Annotated in this window: 18 protein-coding genes and 1 pseudogene; 14 read left to right on the top strand and 5 right to left on the bottom strand. The window is 43.8% G+C overall.

All coding sequences use genetic code 11. The features are described 5' to 3' along the window. Window positions 1-66 precede the first annotated feature (66 nt). Both rlmH and ACE5KN_RS18740 read left to right on the top strand, forming a co-directional pair. Window positions 67-546 (top strand): 23S rRNA (pseudouridine(1915)-N(3))-methyltransferase RlmH, encoded by a 480-nt coding sequence (gene rlmH / locus ACE5KN_RS18745; RefSeq protein ID WP_375527192.1) that lies wholly within the window; start codon window positions 67-69, stop codon window positions 544-546. A gap of 150 nt (window positions 547-696) precedes the next feature. Continuing rightward, window positions 697-1,332, top strand: coding sequence for an HNH endonuclease (locus ACE5KN_RS18740; RefSeq protein WP_375527153.1), 636 nt, complete (start codon window positions 697-699; stop codon window positions 1,330-1,332). Window positions 1,333-1,742: 410 nt separating this feature from the next. On the opposite strand, the gene ACE5KN_RS18735 is transcribed toward ACE5KN_RS18740, so the two are convergent. Beyond that, on the bottom strand, window positions 1,743-2,345 hold the full coding sequence (locus tag ACE5KN_RS18735) for a hypothetical protein (RefSeq protein WP_375527154.1): 603 nt from the start codon (window positions 2,343-2,345) through the stop codon (window positions 1,743-1,745). A 517-nt stretch (window positions 2,346-2,862) separates the two neighbouring features. Here ACE5KN_RS18735 and ACE5KN_RS18730 point away from each other — a divergent pair. Further along, on the top strand, window positions 2,863-3,930 hold the full coding sequence (locus ACE5KN_RS18730; RefSeq protein ID WP_375527155.1) for a DUF4062 domain-containing protein: 1,068 nt from the start codon (window positions 2,863-2,865) through the stop codon (window positions 3,928-3,930). Between the two features lie 201 nt (window positions 3,931-4,131). Here ACE5KN_RS18730 and ACE5KN_RS18725 read toward each other — a convergent pair whose 3' ends face one another. Beyond that, window positions 4,132-4,899 carry a hypothetical protein gene (locus ACE5KN_RS18725; RefSeq protein ID WP_375527156.1) on the bottom strand — a complete coding sequence of 256 codons (768 nt, stop codon included), beginning with the start codon at window positions 4,897-4,899 and terminating at the stop codon, window positions 4,132-4,134. Window positions 4,900-5,152: 253 nt separating this feature from the next. After that, complete coding sequence (locus ACE5KN_RS18720; RefSeq protein WP_375527157.1) at window positions 5,153-5,404, bottom strand: hypothetical protein; 252 nt, start codon at window positions 5,402-5,404, stop codon at window positions 5,153-5,155. Window positions 5,405-5,496: 92 nt separating this feature from the next. On the opposite strand from ACE5KN_RS18720, the pseudogene ACE5KN_RS18715 reads away from it, so the two are divergent. The 3 genes and pseudogenes from ACE5KN_RS18715 to ACE5KN_RS18705 all read left to right on the top strand — a co-directional run. Beyond that, window positions 5,497-5,718, top strand: a pseudogene (locus ACE5KN_RS18715) (hypothetical protein); the annotation flags it as partial. A 100-nt stretch (window positions 5,719-5,818) separates the two neighbouring features. Further along, window positions 5,819-6,430, top strand: coding sequence for a DUF2239 family protein (locus tag ACE5KN_RS18710; RefSeq protein WP_375527193.1), 612 nt, complete (start codon window positions 5,819-5,821; stop codon window positions 6,428-6,430). A gap of 98 nt (window positions 6,431-6,528) precedes the next feature. Beyond that, the gene (locus ACE5KN_RS18705; RefSeq protein ID WP_375527158.1) at window positions 6,529-7,437 is read left to right on the top strand and encodes an alpha/beta fold hydrolase; all 909 of its coding nucleotides are present in this window, start codon (window positions 6,529-6,531) and stop codon (window positions 7,435-7,437) included. A 348-nt stretch (window positions 7,438-7,785) separates the two neighbouring features. On the opposite strand, the gene ACE5KN_RS18700 is transcribed toward ACE5KN_RS18705, so the two are convergent. Continuing rightward, window positions 7,786-9,078 (bottom strand): FAD-dependent oxidoreductase, encoded by a 1,293-nt coding sequence (locus ACE5KN_RS18700; protein ID WP_375527159.1) that lies wholly within the window; start codon window positions 9,076-9,078, stop codon window positions 7,786-7,788. 150 nt (window positions 9,079-9,228) lie between these two features. On the opposite strand from ACE5KN_RS18700, the gene ACE5KN_RS18695 reads away from it, so the two are divergent. Further along, complete coding sequence (locus ACE5KN_RS18695; RefSeq protein WP_375527160.1) at window positions 9,229-9,840, top strand: TetR/AcrR family transcriptional regulator; 612 nt, start codon at window positions 9,229-9,231, stop codon at window positions 9,838-9,840. 118 nt (window positions 9,841-9,958) lie between these two features. Here ACE5KN_RS18695 and ACE5KN_RS18690 read toward each other — a convergent pair whose 3' ends face one another. After that, window positions 9,959-10,822, bottom strand: a complete 864-nt coding sequence (locus ACE5KN_RS18690) for a helix-turn-helix transcriptional regulator (RefSeq protein WP_375533124.1) — start codon at window positions 10,820-10,822, stop codon at window positions 9,959-9,961. Window positions 10,823-11,069: 247 nt separating this feature from the next. Here ACE5KN_RS18690 and ACE5KN_RS18685 point away from each other — a divergent pair, with 247 nt between their 5' ends. The 7 genes from ACE5KN_RS18685 (at window position 11,070) to ACE5KN_RS18655 (ending at window position 18,063) form a co-directional block, all read left to right on the top strand. Next, window positions 11,070-11,657, top strand: coding sequence for an RNA polymerase sigma factor (locus ACE5KN_RS18685; RefSeq protein ID WP_375527162.1), 588 nt, complete (start codon window positions 11,070-11,072; stop codon window positions 11,655-11,657). Continuing rightward, window positions 11,632-12,693 (top strand): hypothetical protein, encoded by a 1,062-nt coding sequence (locus ACE5KN_RS18680; RefSeq protein ID WP_375527163.1) that lies wholly within the window; start codon window positions 11,632-11,634, stop codon window positions 12,691-12,693. Before ACE5KN_RS18685 ends, ACE5KN_RS18680 begins: the two co-directional genes overlap by 26 nt. A 206-nt stretch (window positions 12,694-12,899) precedes the next feature. Continuing rightward, window positions 12,900-13,973: a hypothetical protein gene (locus ACE5KN_RS18675; protein ID WP_375527164.1), complete on the top strand. Its 1,074-nt coding sequence runs from the start codon at window positions 12,900-12,902 to the stop codon at window positions 13,971-13,973. Window positions 13,974-14,051: 78 nt separating this feature from the next. Continuing rightward, window positions 14,052-15,128, top strand: a complete 1,077-nt coding sequence (locus ACE5KN_RS18670; RefSeq protein ID WP_375527165.1) for a hypothetical protein — start codon at window positions 14,052-14,054, stop codon at window positions 15,126-15,128. A gap of 167 nt (window positions 15,129-15,295) precedes the next feature. Beyond that, window positions 15,296-15,871 (top strand): TetR/AcrR family transcriptional regulator, encoded by a 576-nt coding sequence (locus tag ACE5KN_RS18665; RefSeq protein ID WP_375527166.1) that lies wholly within the window; start codon window positions 15,296-15,298, stop codon window positions 15,869-15,871. Window positions 15,872-16,144: 273 nt separating this feature from the next. Then, entirely contained in the window at window positions 16,145-16,996 is an 852-nt protein-coding gene (locus ACE5KN_RS18660) for an SDR family oxidoreductase (protein WP_375527167.1), read from the top strand. 11 nt (window positions 16,997-17,007) lie between these two features. Further along, window positions 17,008-18,063, top strand: a complete 1,056-nt coding sequence (locus ACE5KN_RS18655; RefSeq protein WP_375527168.1) for an FAD-dependent monooxygenase — start codon at window positions 17,008-17,010, stop codon at window positions 18,061-18,063. The last annotated feature ends 20 nt before the right edge of the window (window positions 18,064-18,083 follow it).

Raw genomic sequence — 18,083 nt, 5'->3', positions numbered from 1 at the left:
AATAATCGTTGGAAGTAAATCCTGCGGATTAGAATAAGCTTGTGTTATAAGAAAGGGGCAACAGCCGTGTTCATACAAATTATCGGGGTCGGCAAATTGAAGGAAAAATATCTGGTGCAGGGCATTGCGGAGTATGCCAAGCGGCTCGGCCCTTATATGAAGTTCGAGGTTCTGGAGGTGCCGGACGAGAAAGCACCGGAGAACATGAGCGAAGCGGAGGTCCGGCAGGTGAAGGAGCGCGAAGGCGAGCGGCTGCTCGCGCTGATCAAGAGCGAGGCGCACGTGATTGCGCTCGCCATCGACGGTAAGCTGTGGAGCTCGGAGGAGCTGGCCGCCGAGCTGGACAAGCTCGCTACCTACGGCACGAGCCACGTCGTGTTCGTGATCGGCGGCAGCAACGGACTCTCCGACGCCGTCCAACGCCGCGCCCAGCAGAAGCTGAGCTTCGGGCGCATGACGCTCCCGCACCAACTGATGCGGCTCGTGCTGGTGGAGCAGATATACCGGGCGGTGAAGATTAATCGGGGGGAACCGTATCATAAGTGACGGCGAAAAATTAACCTTTCAAGAAAACAAAAAAACATCCGATATTGGGCCTTCGAGACCTTCGTTTCAAAGGTTTATATTCTTGTAACCCCACCATTTCCCATGCGCGTGATATGATAGTTTGGGAACAATGTTAAGGGAGAGATGACTTTGAACAGGTGGCTAGAAGATATAAAAAATGCATTATCTAATCTTGGGGGGGTTGCTGAATATCCTCAGATATATGAGGCGATATACAAGAAGAGAGGGGGAAACTTACCGAAGACGTGGAAACAAATTATACAACGAACTATTCAAACTCATTCTTCGGATAGCAACGCCTTTTCTGGTGGAAAAGATATGTTCTATTCCGTCAAAGGGATTGGAAACGGGGTTTGGGGATTAAGAGAGAACCGAAACATTACTTTATATGGCTCAGATATAAATGATGATATTCCCACCAATGTGAGAAAATATATGACTGTGTATAGGATTCTTAGGGACACTGAACTAGCTAGGTTTCTAAAACAACTTCATCAAAATAAGTGTCAAATTTGTGGAGAAACTTTGAAGATTTCAAATAAAAAAATGTATTCAGAAGCTCATCATATTAAGCCCTTAGGTGTTCCACACTCTGGTCCAGATATAGCTGAAAACATTATCATATTATGTCCCAATCATCACGCTTTATTAGATTTTGGAGCATTAGAACTTAGTCTGGGCAATCTTTTGAATACTACGAATCATAAAATTTCAAAAGAGTTTATTGACTACCATAATGAAAACATTTACAAAAGCTTCGATTGAAAAAAAGATTCAAATACTTAATTTTTCGGCAAATGAACCTGCCTTGCCGAAGCAGTCACATCGGCTAGCGCTGTTGGAGCAGGTGTATGGGGCATCTAGATTAATTGGGGGATAGTGCCACAGGGGACGGCGAAAAATTTTTAACGAAATGGAGTGGATGAGCCCTTACCACTTCCACTTGTACCATTGAAAATACCAGATTATTGGACGGTTGTATGGAATCACTTTTCTCAATCGCAACCGGAGAACTTCATAAATGAAAGATAAGGTTTATGAAGATGAATTTCAAGAAGATATTTCTATTATAGAAATGAAGATAAGCGAAGAATTTTGGACTTAGGATGGTATCCTCAACATAATCAAAAAATAAAAAGCTCCGTCCCAAAAGGGGATCGAAGCTATTAATGAAGTTATAATTCATTTTTAATAATTTCGTCAATCGTGTTGTATTTGTTATCTTCATTTTTATATTCAGCGTAAATGTAATTGAGGTTTTCATCTTTTGTGCTCAAAAGTTTCTTTAAGGCAGACTCCACATCATTCAGAGCATTCTTTAGTGTTGCGGAAACTTCCTCTAACTCTGGAACACTTAATTCTTCCAATGTTTTAGCTAATGAATCACCGATATTGGTACTTACTAACTTACCCTTAATTTTAATGTGTTGATAAATAAATCCTTCCGGTTGGCTATCCCCAACTAATTCAACAATAAATGTTTTGTAGACATCCTTTTCCTTTGCAGTTACGGTAAAACCTTCATCCACAGTAATAATTTCGATTCCAGTACCGTCAATATAAAACCTGTGGTTCGTTGGCTTACTGTACTTTAAGCCTGCATTTTGAAGAAAATTTTGAACATCTTGTAGTGCTATATTCGACAGGAAAAGAGAAAACCTTGCGCCAAATTCTTCGCACTTTGAATTGTAATCTGTTACGTTTGCCTTAATGATTGATAACAGTTCCTGTTTCATCAAGCCATCGCTTTGAAGTTGCTTAATGTCGTCTATATTCATGTAATGTCCCCCTTGGAAATCTTCCTTTTTCCAATATATCACAAATACAAGGAGTTAGTCTATGTGTATAGCATGGCGGCTGATGCTGGTGGAGTAGGTGTATCGGACTATTAGATTAATCGGGGGAACAGTGCCATAAGTGACGGTGAAAAATATGGTGGCAATAAGAGTCCAAAGGCCTGTAGCAGTGATGGAGGAAGGGCTATAGAGATAAGTTTATCCCTCTCCGGCTGTAGCTCCGCTCATCCATCTGATGGCTCATCACAAATCGCAGTGGCTATAAAGCAGGCATTCTCATCGAATGCAACCGCCATAGGATGTTAGGTTGTCTGTCAAGCACTGATTGATTATGAGATTGAGCTATAAAAAAGCGCTATTTCTGGCGTTCCTCTCCTTACTCCTAAATTATGATCGATTGTTCTTTAAAAGGCGACTCTCTAGGTACTGAAAATCTCCTTTCCAATTGTTTGAAATGGATTTTCAAGATATAATCAGCATATCTTATGGTTAATATTGCATGGGTTTACTCGATGCAAAGAAAGGTAGATATTCATTGAAAAAGAAACTACAAGTGTTTATTTCTTCAACATATATAGACTTAATTGAAGAACGTCAATCTGCGGTACAAGCAGTATTGGACGCAGGACATATTCCTGCTGGTATGGAGCTGTTTAAAGCAGGCAATAGAACGCAACTTGAAACCATTTACAAATGGATTAACGACTCCGATGTATATATGCTTATTCTTGGTGGTAGGTATGGCAGTATTGAAGAAGATAGTCAAAAAAGCTACACGCATCTAGAGTATGAGTATGCCATTAACATTGGGAAGCCTATTTTTGCTGTTGTACTGAATGATTCTTTTTTGAATGCAAAGACCGAAATACTTGATGAAAAAAGTGTCTTTGAGGTGGACAACAAGCAAAAATATAATGACTTTAAAAGCGTCGTTATGAGTAGAATTATACGAATAGCTAATGATCCCAAAGACATTATGTTAGCAATTCACACCACACTAAACGATTTTTTAGAAGAATATGACTTGATTGGTTGGGTTCGTAGAGACAACACCGAAGTAAGTGTCTCTTTACTAACACAAACAAACGATTTAAACCTTAGAATTCAAAGTTTAGAAGAAAAAAATAGACTTTTGAAAGAAGAACTTAACCAATTCAAAATTTCTTTTGATGAGAGCCTCGCTTTTGAAGGCCATGAAATTCTAATAGAAGGCTCTTATGAGGAACGTCATGGTAATCGTCCGGGAACCTATTCTTACAGAAAGAGAGACATTCATAAACATATTACTTGGGATAATATGTTTCTTCTATGGGCTCCAAGATTATTACAAACATTAAATGCTACAATGGCACGGAAAGAGCTTGAACGGGCATTAAAAGATTATATGGGGCGGTATTTTTCCATTAACGACAATCAATTTAATATTATTAAAATTCAGTATCATGCACTCGGCTTAATCAATGTTTATGAAGCAAGAACAACGTCTGGTGGCACAGCCGAATTTATTAGTCTAACGTCCAAAGGCAAAAACTATTTGGTTCAGTATAGTGCAATAAAAAAACAATAATACTACCATTTTATCTGACCTCGGGCCAACTCGGCCCGAGAGACTGTCAAGTAAAAAGTGCAACCTTTGAAACCCGAATCTAGCGACTGCCGAGCTGTGGTTTGACCTGGAGCCTGTGACGGGTCTATGTATAGAACGGCCTGACTATCTTCATCACAGCACATAACACGTCCACTAAGCCAATACAAGGGAGAACGTCCATCACAGGCGTTCTCCTCTGCGGCTTCCGGCATCACTCAAAATAGTCTCCCTCGTTTCCATCTGTGCATATGCCTCACCTAAGCCAATGGATTCGTAAAATTCGCGTGTTACATGTTCCATACGCTGAAGTATTTCGGGCCATTGGTTCTCAGGGATATACTCTTTGATAACAGCTATAATCGCCTCGTTCCGTGCTGCTTCACGTAGTCTGATCTCCTCCAGGCCATAAATGGTGTGTCCTCCTGTACCTCCATTGAAGAGCTTGTGTTTCAACTCGATAGCCTTGAGAGCTGCCACAGGGCTGATAACGTCCATCTTACATAGGTTATCGAAGCCCCTTTGAATAACCTCATCCAGCAGCTCCAGATCATGCCTAATGCGCTTCGCGCTGTCTTGGCCTGCTAGTTCTTGATTAATCTTCACCTTTGTTTGAGCACGTTTTTCCTTGCGCTGCTGGTGTGCTTTGGTGTACGCCTTTTTCATCCCGTCCATCTTCCTCTCCATGCTTTCCTCATGAAGCTTGGACTGAAGTAGTTCCACTGTGATTCCATGCGCAACGGCTTCGCTGCACAGCTTCATGTAAGAATACATGGTGGGAAGGCTGATCGGAAATTCATTGTCCTTACACCACTTCACCAGTTCCTTCGCAGGAGTTTCATTGTCAATCATCATGTCCAAGAATGGACGTTTATTCCATTTCACCAACTGATTTAGCTTCCCAGGTATGTGCTTGCTCGTGTCCTTGGGTTGTTCTTGTTTTCTTGTCATCCTATTCACCCCCGTATCAAAATGCTGTATAACCGTAATATACAGCCGTGACACATAGAGTCTTACGTAGAGTAAAGCTATAGTGCTTTTACAGACTTGATTACACAAGGGAATAACTCATGATGCATGTTTATGTACTGCTGCCATAAGAAAGAAAAGCTCACCCTATAATTTGCTAAGGTGAGCAGTAGTTATGAAATCGTTATCATAAGTTCAGATGGCGATTTCGATTTTTTCCCGCTTCCGTGCTTGTTTAGGCCGGAAGGAATCCCCCGCCGCTACTGCGACAGGAGAAATAAGAGTCTGCATTTTCGTCAAAGCTCAGTTCAATCGACTCTATTTCCTTGCTTGTGTTTACTGTAATTCGCTTGATGAACAGGTGTAGCAACGTTTTTCGCTGTTCGAAAGGTGCTGTACTCAGTATCTGGTTGAATCCCTGAATCAATTCACGTACTTGTTCGAAGGAGACAGGTGATGAGTTGCCTTCGGAAAGTTCAAGTTCCAACCGGGACTTCTCGGTTTGAAGCTTGATTAGATCGGTCTGGATGGCTACGCGATTACGTTAAGGCTTTAGCAACCTTCTCACAAACACCTGTCGATCTACCCGCTATGATGGCGCTGGTCTCTATCGCCGTAGCTGTACAATGGCGCTTTAACCTGGAGGTCTATGACGGTTATGTAGAGCGGCTCTGCCTTTATACTATTGTAGCGTTACCATCAGCAAATCGAGAATCACGAACCGGTACAGTAAGCCAAAATGATTTTGTACAGCAGATATTTTCAGCCCCTCTTCAGCCAGAATACTTTGCGCTAGTTTGATTTCCTCCAGATTGTGGTTAAAATATATTTTACCCGGGTAATATTGATTATTTATTTTTATCCGGGTATAATTGGTGAAGCAAGCAGAGAGGAGGTCAACATGAGTAATGCCCTAACGCGCTTTTACTGCACGGCATTTTTGGGTGTGGGAGTCGTCGCCAGTGGTTCGTTACAGCAAGTTGTTACTACAGTGAAGGATACTCTGGATGACAAAGACCTTACACAGTTGTTTATATTTGACGATTCCACGGGGAAGCAAATAGATGTTGATTTTCGTGGGAAGACAGATGACGTGCTCAAACGATTAGGAGAACAGTTTGGTGACTTGTCCGGTACGGAGGTGAATCACCAACCTACACGGCGAGTCGGTCGACCTAAGCTGGGGGTTGTATCCGGTGAGGTTACGTTATTGCCACGGCATTGGGAATGGCTCAAGAGTCAACCTGGAGGGGCGTCGGTAACATTACGAAAGCTCATTGATGAGGCTCGCCATGCTGGAGAAAAACAGAGCAAAATTCGAGAGTCACAAGAAGCAACATATAACTTTATGACTGCTATGGCCGGGAACTTCCATCAATACGAAGAAGCTCTGCGGGCACTGTATGCTGGTGATTTGGATCGTTTTTACCACTTCATCGATGACTGGGCACCTGATATCAGAAACTATGTCAAAAGATTAGCCGCTAATTCATTCCCTGAAGAGAACTTATGAATGAAAGCATTCGGGCATCGGGCTGCAGCTATCGAAGATTCACGCCTTCTGCCTATGGCAGAACTTCCTAAACCGAATTAATTGAAGGAGAACTTGACATGAACATTCTAAAAGTTAACGGTGTTGAGTTGGCCTATGACAGTTTCGGTAACGAAAATGACGAGGCTATTATCCTAATCGCCGGGCTTGGAACCCAGATGATCCGCTGGACGGTTCCGTTTTGTGAACTGTTGGCAGCGCGGGGCTTTCGCGTCATCCGCTTTGACAATCGCGACGTAGGTTGCTCGACACACTTTAGCCATTATCCCACGCTGGATTTTGACGCACTGGCGACTGCTCTCATGTCAGGACAGCGACCGGACATCCCTTACACGCTTGATGACATGGCAGGCGACGCTATCGGACTGCTCGACGCTCTTTCAATTGAACGGGCACATTTCGTTGGCAGGTCGATGGGCGGAATGATCGCCCAGATTGCAGCCAGTGAGTACCCTGAACGGGTTTTATCACTCACCTCCATTATGTCTAGTTCCGGTAATCCCACCCTTCCGCAAGCTTCCCCGGATGTCATGGCGATGATGACTAAACCGGCGCCGAACCCCTTTGAGGATGAAGCAGGCTTTTTGGCGCACAGCCTCTCTTTTGCCAAACGCATCGCCGGCACTGGCTATCCGTTTGAAGAAGACGCTTATCGGGCACTCATTCTGGAGGAAGTCCAGCGAGCCTACGACCCAGGCAGTGTCGGACGACAAATTGCTGCGATCGCTGTCTCAGGTGACCGTCGTCCGCGGCTGGCGACCATAAAAGTACCAGCACTTGTCATTCATGGGGTGGACGATCCCCTGTTCGTCCCGGCGTGTGGCGAGGACACGGCTTCTGCCATCCCGGGCGCCGAGCTAATGTTGGTTGACGGCATGGGACACGACTTGCCGCACCAACTGTACAAAGTAACTGCTGATGGCATAGAGCGAACGGCTCGTCGCAATGGACACGCGCTTCCTGAATAGTATCCAGCCCGAGTCCGCGGTCCCCAATGGGACGAGTAGGACCTGGGGCGCAGCGCAGATCAATTTGCACACTTGGCGCATACGGCCCGGGTGGAAGCGGCAGTGCTCTTGGAACGGTTGTTATCAGGGAACTATAGTTGAATCATTAATAATAAGGCCGCCTATTGCTTTGGTGGCCTTTTTGCATGCTTATAAAGGCATAATCATACTCTTAGGCCAAGCGGAAAATGTAGGAGACTATGCACCCGCCATGCTCCTTTAGCATTTTTCGCCGATAAATCCGTTAAGCTGAACCGTATCATAAGAAAAGCCCTTTCTACATCCTCGTTGATGCGAAGTGAAAGTCGGTTACATTAAATTCTCTTGCAGTAATGCTTTTAATCCTGCCGTATTCATTACATTCCATGGCGTGTTTAATTCTGGCTGAAAGAAGAAGTCGGCATAGGCCAATTGTTCTAATGTGCATCCGGTTTGAATCGCAAGGGAGACCGCGTTGATATTAGCAGTCAAATCAACTTTAGACATGATTTGTCCCCCTAAAATCTCTAAAGTTGTTGGATCGTAAACCAGTTTGAACATAACGGTCGTCTCCGGAGAAAACAGGGCTGTCTCTTGTTCCAAATAAACGGATTTTATTGCAATGCCAAGCTTTTTTGCCGTTTTATCATTCAAACCAGCTGTAGCGAAATAATAATCGAAAATCTGCGCACCTGAAGAGCCTTGTACACCAGGCAGCGGATGAATGGCTTCGTATAAGTTTTTCACGGCATAATGTGCTTGACGACGCGCGTTGGTTCCTAATGAAACATTCATCCGCATTTTACCGGGATTGTACCAAACCGTTGTTGCATCCCCAATGGCGAAAATATCGGGGTCACTTGTACGCATGTATTCATCTGTTTTAATTCTGCCATCCGGCAATAATTCCACTGCGCCTTGCAGCCATTCCGTGTTGGGACGATTGCCGGCAGACAAGATGACGAGGTCAGCTGAATAGGTGCCTTTTTTAGTTACTACCTTGATTACTCTATTATTTTCATCACCGACAAATTCGATAATCGAGTTGCCCAGTGCCAATTCGACATCGCGATCTTTCATTTCTTTTTCAAGTACATCCGTAAATTCTTTATCTAAATAGGAGCTTAAAGGACGATCGTTAATGTCCATTAACGTAACCTTTTTCCCTGATTCGGCGAATAATGAAGCTGCTCCAGTCCCAATGTATCCTGCGCCCACAATAACAACGTTATTAATAACTGGATCTGCAGCATGTTTTCTCATATTGAATATATCTTGTCGACTGCTCATCGTACCGATGTTTTTTAAATGATGTCCAGGGACAGGAAGAATAAATGGCTTTGCCCCGGGACTTAAAATTAATTTATCATAACCCTCCTTTCGCGTTTCCCCTGTCATATGATTGAATATTTCCACTTGGTGTTTGCCAGGTTCTACTTTAGTTATTTCAGTGTTGCCGAAGATGGATACTCCTTGTTGTTGAATGGATTCAAGTTCCTTGGCCGAAGTGGAGGAGAAGTCTCCCTTGTCATACCATTGAACGTTCGCTTTCGGACACATCAATCGTAACGCTTCAACCGCTTCAATACCCCCGTGCGATGCTCCTAAAACAATAACTTTCATGATTGCCTCTCCTTTAAATACATAACTGTATCTTATTTTAAGATTAGGATACATCAATGTATCTTAAAAAGTCAATTAGATACACATATGGATCTTATATATTTAAGATACAGTTTGCTGTATAATGAACGTACAAGGAGAGAAAGAGTGATGACAGAATCAAATAAAAGCCGCCGCCGCGGCGACCAATTACAACATGATATTTATGCAGCAACGTATCGTCTGCTGGAGACGGAAGGGTACAGTGCGATTAATTTTTCGCGTATTGCTCGTGAGGCGAATACCAGCCGTTCGGTGGTTTATCGTTATTGGGATACCCCGTTTGATTTAGTGTTTGCAGCTGTCCAACAACGGATGCAACAATCGGAAGAGGAATTCAAGAATTTGGATTTTGACAGAGGCAGTCTCCGTGATCATTTAATATATGTGGGTCAGCATTTTATTTTGGAGTCCAATCATGGACCGTTTAGATTGTTTAAAATGCTGTTTTCCGAGATGATTAACCAGCAGGAGCGAGAACGGACAGGCCAGATGTTGGCCGAAGCAACGGCTTCCAATATTAAGATTATGGATAACGTTCTTCAACGGGCCGTACAACGGGGAGAAATCACAATATTCCCACCCAAAGCGACCAAATTAATTCTTTTTGAGCAAATTCGCTATACGTATATGCTTGAAAATGGATGGGTGTCGCATCAGAAATTGGAAGAGATTGTTGATCATGTGGTATTGCCGGCAATTTTATATTTTTCTAAACCGTGAAATTGGCAGAAGCCACCCGATGGGTGTTATAAATATGCTCCCCTTTAAGTAGATAGGATTAATAAATAAACCGGCTACTTGCAGAGGAGCATATCCGTTGCCGAACGGGAGTAACAGTCTACGGGAGCTGCCTGTCCTGCTCCAGTAAACGCAATAATCTCTCGTCCGTACCTGAACCGGACACCGGAACAAAGAAACACCAGTGCAGTCCCGGGTCATTATCGATTACACCCGCGGAATGGAGCTCGAACTCCATCTCCTGTGCGTCAGGAACACGGAATAAAGCGGTGGCTACGCGTTTTTGTTTGATTTCATATAGCTCCCAGAAATGTACGAACTCCACGCTTTCCCTCGTCAAGCGCTCAAACCGTTCCATATATACCGGGTTGTTCTTGTAAAGATCGAAGCTTGCCCGCAGAACGGCTACAGAGTAACGGGCAGCTCCTTCCCAATTCACCAGTCTGTTGCGGTAATCAGGCTTTAAAAACATAATGTCCATCATATTCCGTTCGTTGTCCGGCAGACTGCCGAAATCGGCCACGATCAGTTCTGCCGCCCGATTCCAGGCGATAACATCCGTACCTTCGTTCGTGATAAAAGAAGGATAATAAAGCTGATCTACGATTTTCTGCAAAACTCCCATATCCGGCTCACCGTTATACGGCACTGTGACGACATTCGCCGCGTCTACATTGGCCAGATCGAACAGATGCTTCTGCTCGTCTTCGTCAAGCTGAAGCGCTTTGCTGATACTTAGCAGCACTTCCGGCGAAGGATTAACCTCCTTGCCTTGCTCCAGCCAGGTATAGTAAGTCGCGCTTATATTGGCAAGATAAGAGACTTCTTCTCTTCGAAGCCCCGGAGTGCGTCTTCGTCCGGGCAGCGGCTGGATCCCTGCCTCTGAAGGCTGCAAGCGTTCTCTGCGCGATTTTATGAACTCACCCAATGCGGATGAGAAACGATTTGTTTTCAAGCAGCTCACCTCTAATTACTTATATGGAAGAATACGTATCGTAATTAACCAAATGGACTCAAAGCACTTCGTATACGATCATTATAATCTCTGTTAAGGTTTCGTTGCCACAAAAGGAACTCCGCGGACTGACAGGGACGCAGCCTTTTTCATCCTTTCAAGGTCGATGATGTTACCAAGTATTATTTTTGATGTTGCTGTCACAAAATGAGCTGCATCGGTGTATTAAGAGTGTAGGCAGGAGGGGGTATGACTTTTGGATAGAGACTACAGAGAGTATGAATCAGACTCAGGAGAAATTGAGATGCTGATTGAAAGGACTAAACTTGGTGATAAGGAAGCTTTCGCTTCCATTATAAGAAAATTTGAAAAACCAATGTATATCTATTGTTACCATATGCTCAAAAGCAAAGAAGAAGCCGAGGATGCTCTACAAGAAATATTTATTAGAGTGTATGAACAGATACATAAGTATCGTCCAAATATGATTTTTTCGGCATGGCTGTACAAAATTGCCTACAATTACAGTCTGAATCAAATCCGGGGCAAAAAAAGGTGGCTTCGTTTTATAGATCGTTATAAATATGATCAGCCTGAGACCTCGACTGAGCCAATAGACAGCCAAACGACACTGAAGGATCTTCTAAATTTACTGACTGCCGAAGAGAGACATATATTAATTCTCCGGGCGATTCATCGATATCACTTTAACGAGATTAGTGAAATGATGAATATGAAACCAGCAACTGTGCGCAAAAAGTATGAACGCCTTCGCAAAAGACTACAGACGAAGGAAGTCAATGAAGGAGGAACAATGAATGCGTCGATCACCAAATCCATCTAAAACCGTAAGTATTCACCAGGTGAAGCAAATGATTCGGGATACGGAGACGCCAGAGCACAGCGTGAGTCAACAGATTGTAGAAAAGCTTGAATCCAAAAGCGTGTCAAGACAAAAGCCAGTCTTCACAAGAAGAGTGGGGGTCATCGCAGCGGCATTGATTGTTTTTTGTGTGTCTCTAACTCCTGTCATGGCTCAAACCATAGAGCGGCTATCATTGCTTGAATATTTGAATCCTTTTGTCGAAGAAATGAAAATGAATCCAAATGAGAAGGTGGATACACTTTATGCGACAGGTTTGGATGGCAGTAAGTATTTTCATACAGGTATGATTCGCTTTGATGACATTGAGGACCAAGAGTTTAAAAGCCAGTTGCAAAGGGTCTGGAATGAGATTTTTCCCCAGGGAGAAGAAATTAATGATGTGATTATGTACGAATATGATACGAACACATTTCACATAGAGGCGCGAAACGAAAACAGATCCATCGATTTTGACCAAGGTAAATGGTATTATGCGGAACAAACGATTGGAGAGGAGCAGGTTCCAGATGCTGCAAAAGATGCAGCGGACCAAGCTTTTCATAAAGTCGGGGATTTTAAAGAAAGTGAACGGTCAGTAAGTCAAATGATCTTAAGACCCGATCAAAATCCGGTGTATAAGTTCGTGTATCATACACACAAGGGTTCTATCCTCATTGATGTACAAAAAAACACGAATCAGATCACAAGGGTATTAGCTTTTCCGTTGTCGGATCAACTTAATAAATTGGATGATAAAAATAAATATCATGACTTAGTTGAGAAAACAAAAGCAATTGAGCTGGACAAGATTCGTGAGGAAGCAGTGAAACAAGCTAAAGTATGGATGAATTTGGACTTGGCTGATTATAACGTATCCAAACTTGAAGAACGGTTTGATACATTAACTTTCACAAAAGCGGGTTCTCCAGACGTGACTGCGCTGTTCACCTCTAAAGGAACGATCTATTCAATTAAAATTGAGCTAAAGCGGTTATCTGAAAAAGGAACGGACTAATCAAGAAGATGCAGGGATTAGGCTGAATTAAAATGGCTCAAGCTGTATTGCCTGGCAAGTTGAACGTGCTGCTGCTCGGTCTAAGGCAGAGAGAGGGGGTGATGACTACTGTTTTTCTATAGATTCATTTCAACGTGACTGAAGCATTCCATTAAAAAGCTGTGGGTAAGCAAAATAAAAAATAAAAAATAAAGGAGTTTATTAATATGAACAAAAAAATAATTTTTCCTATCGTCGGAGCAGCCTTATTATCAGGAAGCCTGCTTGGATATGATACAGCGATTCAAGCTAATACGTATAACAACGAGAATGTGAACATTGAGCAAGATGCTAAATCTGAGCAAACGCTTATGCAAACGGCTCAGGATAAGCTTAAAGAATTGACAGGAAATACGTATACGTTAATTCAAGGAACGGCTACGAAAGATTCTATCCATTTTAAAAGAGAGAATTTCAAGCACGATATTATTGCTTATAAAGCTGATGGAAAGCTCGAAACAATCAGTATTAAAATCAATTATGATGATTTAAACGGTGGAAAATATCAAACCAAACTGAAGGAAACGTGGGCAGCTTTGTTCCCAGGGGAAGAACCGAAATATGTGGATATCTCAGAGTCAATCTACTATGAGGGTACAATCTCATCGAATGCTATGCAAAATAAGCAAATTTATATGCAAGAGAATGGCGAGGTTTATGGCGTAAATTATGCTCCTGACAATGCCCCGGCAAGCGTGCAGAAGAAGGCTGATCAGGTATTATCCAAGCTTACCGATGGAAAGGTCAAGCAGGGTGCCAAGTTGGATCGTATGTTTGTCCGTGATGGCAAACCAAATGTATATCAATATAAGTATAAATCAGAAGCTATGGAAGTCAGCTTTGCCATTGAAGAACAAACGCTGGAACTGCTCCAAGCCGATGTAAATCATACCGATGGTAAAGGTGTGGACAGTTATGAAGAATTCCAGGAACGAGAAAAAGAAAAGAGTGCAAAGATTAAGAAGTTGACATTGGACACTTTAATGAAGAACGCAATGAAAGACGCAAAAACGATGTTGGATCTGGATTTGAAAGGATATAAGGGAGCAAGAAGTGCAGATGCATGGGATGAAGATTATATGACGTTCACCAAAGAAGGGGCGCCTTCAGTTAGTGCTAGATTTAACAAAGACGGATCGTTTAGGAGCTTTACCATTGATAAGTATGATCAAGAAATCGATTTTTACGGAATGACCATCGTAGGTCCCCCAAATGAAGAACTCAAATTGTTAATTGACTGATATGTATTGAAAGCAGCTTGGAGATGCACTTATATTTCAGTAAAACCATGAGGTAGCAAAAGAAAGGAGTTCATTGATATGAACAAAAAGAAAATTTTCCCTATTCTCGGGGTAGCCTTATTATCAGGAAGTTTGCAGGGATGCCAAACACCACCTGTTCAGGCAGATGCACCTAACAAGGTAAATATCAACGCTTCACAAGATGTTAAGCTTGAGGAGAAGCTTATGCAGCATGCTCAGGATAAACTTAAAGAGCTAACAGGAAATACGTATACGTTAATTCAGGGAACGGCCATGAAAGATATTGTAAGTTTTAAAAGAGAGAACTTCAAGCACGATATTATTACTTATAAAAAGAATGGAAAGCTCGAAGATATCGGTATTAACATCAATTATGAAGATCTAAACGGTGGGAAATATCAAACCAAACTGAAGAAAACGTGGGAAGCTTTGTTCCCAGGGGAAACACCAAAGTATGTCAGCATCTCAGAGTCAATCTACCTGGTGGGTACAACCTCATCGAATGCCAAACAAAATAAACAAGTTTATATGGAAGACAACGGGGAGCTGCATGGCGTAAATTATGCACCTGACGCTGCCCCGGCAAGCGTGCAGAAAAAGGCTGCTCAGGTATTATCCAAGCTTACCAATGGCAAGGTCAAGAAAGGAGAAAAGTTAGATCGTGTGTTTGTCCTTGATGGCAAACCGAATGTGTATCAATATAAGTATAAATCAAAAACGATGGATGTGAGCTTTGCGATTGAGGATCAAACGCTGGAACTGCTCCAAGCAGGTGTAGATCGAAGTAATGGTAAGGGCGTAGATAATTACGAACAATTCCAAAAGGAAGAAAAAGAAAAAGATGCAAAGATCAAGAAGCTGACGTTGGATACATTAATGAAGAATGCAATGAAAGATGCGAAAATGATGATAAATTTTGATTTGAAGGGATATAAGGGAGCAAGAGGAACAAATGCATGGGATAAGGATCAAATGACGTTCACCAAAAAAGGAGCTCCCACAGTCACAGCCACAGTGGATGCAGATGGATCGTTTAACAGCTTTATCGTAGAGAAGTATGGTCAGCATCTCAGTTTCGGCGGAAACACGATTGTAGGGCCTGCAAATGAACAACCCAAAATATTAATCAACTAATTCTAAATGTGGAAATTATGATATACGATTGGGCCAAGTCGCTGAAAAGAAAATTAGCCTAACCATGAGGTCTGAATAGAATATCTGGTCACCAATACAGGGATTATGGTCACAAGCGTACAACCTTCATCATGGACATATGTATATAGCACTGCTATAATGGACGTATGAACACATATGACAAAATATTAGCAGCTGCTCTTAAGGTACTCGAAGAGGAGGGCGGAGCCCAATTTTCGACGCGAGCCGTAACTTCGATCGCACAGGTTACGGCTCCTACGCTCTACCATCATTTCGGCAGTGCCGATGGACTCCTGAGTGCAGCTATAGTGGAAGCATTCAAACAGTTATTTGAAAGCAAGATTGCCGCTGTGGAGTCCGCCATTCCAGAGATGGCTCTTCGTCAAGGATGGGATGACTATGTCCGCTTCGCGGCAGCCCGTCCTCGGATTTATGCGGCGATGATGGGGCGGTTGCTCGAGGGTGCCCATATCGAAGCGGCAGATCAGTCGTACCAAGCACTGGTGCAAAATATTCAGAGAGTCGACGCCGAAGGCAAACTGGCTGTGTCCGCCCAGATTGCAGCAGATCTGGTCTGGGCTTCCGCCAATACGGCCTCTTGGCTGTACGTGACAGCCCAGATTCGTAAGGCACCCCCACCCCAACCCGACGTCGTTGATCTCATTCGGGAGAGCGTCATGAAGATCATTTTGATCCCAAGGACGGACGCCGATTCAGAATGAGGGATTCGGGTGACAGAGCCTGGAGACTCCAGGCAAATATGCAATTTAGAAGACGCTAGAAGACACATAAGAAAGATCGCCTATCCAACCTGAACCTTCAGGAGGATGGCGATCTTTTTTTATGTTTGGAGGATGCGAGCATTAGTTACCGCAGGACAACACTTCTAGAAAAAATATAGCACCGCTATAGACAGTTTTGTATAGCGGTGCTATAATACCGGTATAACAGTGCTATACCGTGATCCAAATCTTATCCCACTTAGGAGGGTTACTATGTCATTCAAAACTCAAGAACTGGTCGTTGTCACAGGTACGTCCAGCGGCATCGGCAGGGCTACCGCGGAGCAGCTCGCCGCTGAAGGATTTCACGTTCTGGCGGGGGTTCGTCGTCAGGAAGACGCCGACAAAATCAAACGCCAAAATATCGATCCGGTGATCGTCGATGTTACCAAGATCGACACACTAAAGGCGCTGGCAGAACGGGTGGAGCAAGATCCGCATGGTCGCCCTTTGCGGGCAGTGGTCAACAATGCCGGCATTGCCGTTAATGCACCTCTCGAGATGATTCCGCTCGATGAATTTCGCCGCCAGTTCGAAGTCAGTGTGATCGGACAGGTCGCGGTTATTCAGGCGCTTACCCCGGCCTTGCTGAACAGCGGCGGGCGCGTGGTCAATATCGGTTCAGTTGGGGGCAAAATCTCCATGCCCGGTTTCGGAATTTATTCGGCTGCTAAGTATGCTATGGAAGCGATCAATGACAGTCTCCGCAGGGAGATGTCTTCGTTTGGCCTCAAGGTGATCATGATCACTCCGGGTGGGGTCAGCACTGGCCTGTCGGAGCAAGGGATTACGACAGCGGAGCGGCTGGCCAAGTTGATGACGCCGGACCAGCACCGACGCCATGATCGTCTTTTTGACGCCGTGAAGGCTCAGGCTGAAACGTGGGCAAAGGACGGCATTCCTTCCCGGAAAGTGGCAGAAGTGGTTTCGCGCGCAATCCACGCAAGCAAGCCTCGCACCCGCTATACGGCCGGTCCCGATGCGGCACTGCTGACCCGACTGGTTCGTATTCTCCCGGACAAACTCCTCGACCGGATGCTCCGCAGCCAGATGAAACTGCAGTAACGGAAGTATAAATGATGACACATAAACAGTTTGAACATGCCATTATTGTAGGTGGATCTTTAGGTGGTCTAATGATGGGGCTTGCATTATCACGTTCTGGTTATACAGTTACCATTCTTGAACGTGCAGATTCATCATTAAGAAATGGTGCTTTTATTCGTTTACACACAAAGCCTTATAGTCATAGTGCAATTGAACGAGGGTTAAGACACTTGGCATCCAATGGTAACAACAATGTTGAAGCCTGGTCAGCCATTCAAGAACGTTTGCGCAATGCGGTTGCTAAAGAACCTGGTATTACCCTTCAGCACAATACACGGATTGTTAGTGTTGGGCAAAATGAATCCTCGGCTTGGGCTACCAGTGAAGAGCAGCAGACGTTTAAAAGTGACTTTTTGATTGGCGCAGATGGATATCGCAGTATTGTCCGCCGCTATTTAAACCCTGACAAACCCTTTGCAGATTATGCTGGCTATCTGGCGTGGGTAGGGAAGGTAGACGAAGAACTGCTGCCAAAGAAAGACTGGAAAAAACGGCAGCTTTCGAGCGCTTATTTCAACAATAGCGCTGCCGGTGCATTGACAACTGCGGTGATGCCAGGTATAGAGGGGAGGACCAGCCCTGGCCAGCGATGGATAGGTTTTTGCTGGTTTGATCATTCGCATAATCCATTGCTGTCTGAGTTAGGGGTGTTAAAGGACGGGGTTGCCCAGTATTCCTTATACGGTGAAGATATTCCGGATTCGCTGCTGGAGGAACTATCACAAACCAGCCAAGCAAATTGGAATAAAGAAGATGATGCGATTTTGCAAATCGCCATTAGGGAGCGCAGTTTAATCGGGACACCTGTGAATGAATACATCGCTAATATATTGTCAAAAGGAAGAATAGCCATGATCGGCGACGCAGCTCATACCATGTCACCAATGACGGGCGCAGGCTTTAATGACTCACTTGATGATGCGGTTGCCATGATAGACTCCATTAAACAGTATCCGAATTCGATAACAAAAGCTTTGGGTGAGTACCAAACACGTCGTTTGGATGTGGTTCGTCAACAAGCATAAACGGCGGATTCTCCCATTTG

Origin of the sequence: Paenibacillus terreus (assembly GCF_042138595.1) — a bacterium.
GTDB classification, from domain to species: domain Bacteria; phylum Bacillota; class Bacilli; order Paenibacillales; family Paenibacillaceae; genus Paenibacillus; species Paenibacillus terreus.
This window is presented reverse-complemented; position numbering and strand designations above follow the sequence as displayed.

What these genes read in the sequence shown, in the direction of transcription:
- ACE5KN_RS18730 (WP_375527155.1), top strand. Translation starts at nt 2,863, where the DNA reads ATGGGTTTACTCGATGCAAAGAAAGGTAGATATTCATTGAAAAAGAAA.
- ACE5KN_RS18735 (WP_375527154.1), bottom strand. Translation starts at nt 2,345, where the DNA reads ATGAATATAGACGACATTAAGCAACTTCAAAGCGATGGCTTGATGAAA.
- ACE5KN_RS18695 (WP_375527160.1), top strand. Translation starts at nt 9,229, where the DNA reads ATGACAGAATCAAATAAAAGCCGCCGCCGCGGCGACCAATTACAACAT.
- ACE5KN_RS18700 (WP_375527159.1), bottom strand. Translation starts at nt 9,078, where the DNA reads ATGAAAGTTATTGTTTTAGGAGCATCGCACGGGGGTATTGAAGCGGTT.
- ACE5KN_RS18655 (WP_375527168.1), top strand. Translation starts at nt 17,008, where the DNA reads ATGATGACACATAAACAGTTTGAACATGCCATTATTGTAGGTGGATCT.
- ACE5KN_RS18725 (WP_375527156.1), bottom strand. Translation starts at nt 4,899, where the DNA reads ATGACAAGAAAACAAGAACAACCCAAGGACACGAGCAAGCACATACCT.
- ACE5KN_RS18705 (WP_375527158.1), top strand. Translation starts at nt 6,529, where the DNA reads ATGAACATTCTAAAAGTTAACGGTGTTGAGTTGGCCTATGACAGTTTC.
- ACE5KN_RS18670 (WP_375527165.1), top strand. Translation starts at nt 14,052, where the DNA reads ATGAACAAAAAGAAAATTTTCCCTATTCTCGGGGTAGCCTTATTATCA.
- ACE5KN_RS18660 (WP_375527167.1), top strand. Translation starts at nt 16,145, where the DNA reads ATGTCATTCAAAACTCAAGAACTGGTCGTTGTCACAGGTACGTCCAGC.
- ACE5KN_RS18680 (WP_375527163.1), top strand. Translation starts at nt 11,632, where the DNA reads ATGCGTCGATCACCAAATCCATCTAAAACCGTAAGTATTCACCAGGTG.
- ACE5KN_RS18675 (WP_375527164.1), top strand. Translation starts at nt 12,900, where the DNA reads ATGAACAAAAAAATAATTTTTCCTATCGTCGGAGCAGCCTTATTATCA.
- ACE5KN_RS18665 (WP_375527166.1), top strand. Translation starts at nt 15,296, where the DNA reads ATGAACACATATGACAAAATATTAGCAGCTGCTCTTAAGGTACTCGAA.
- ACE5KN_RS18710 (WP_375527193.1), top strand. Translation starts at nt 5,819, where the DNA reads ATGAGTAATGCCCTAACGCGCTTTTACTGCACGGCATTTTTGGGTGTG.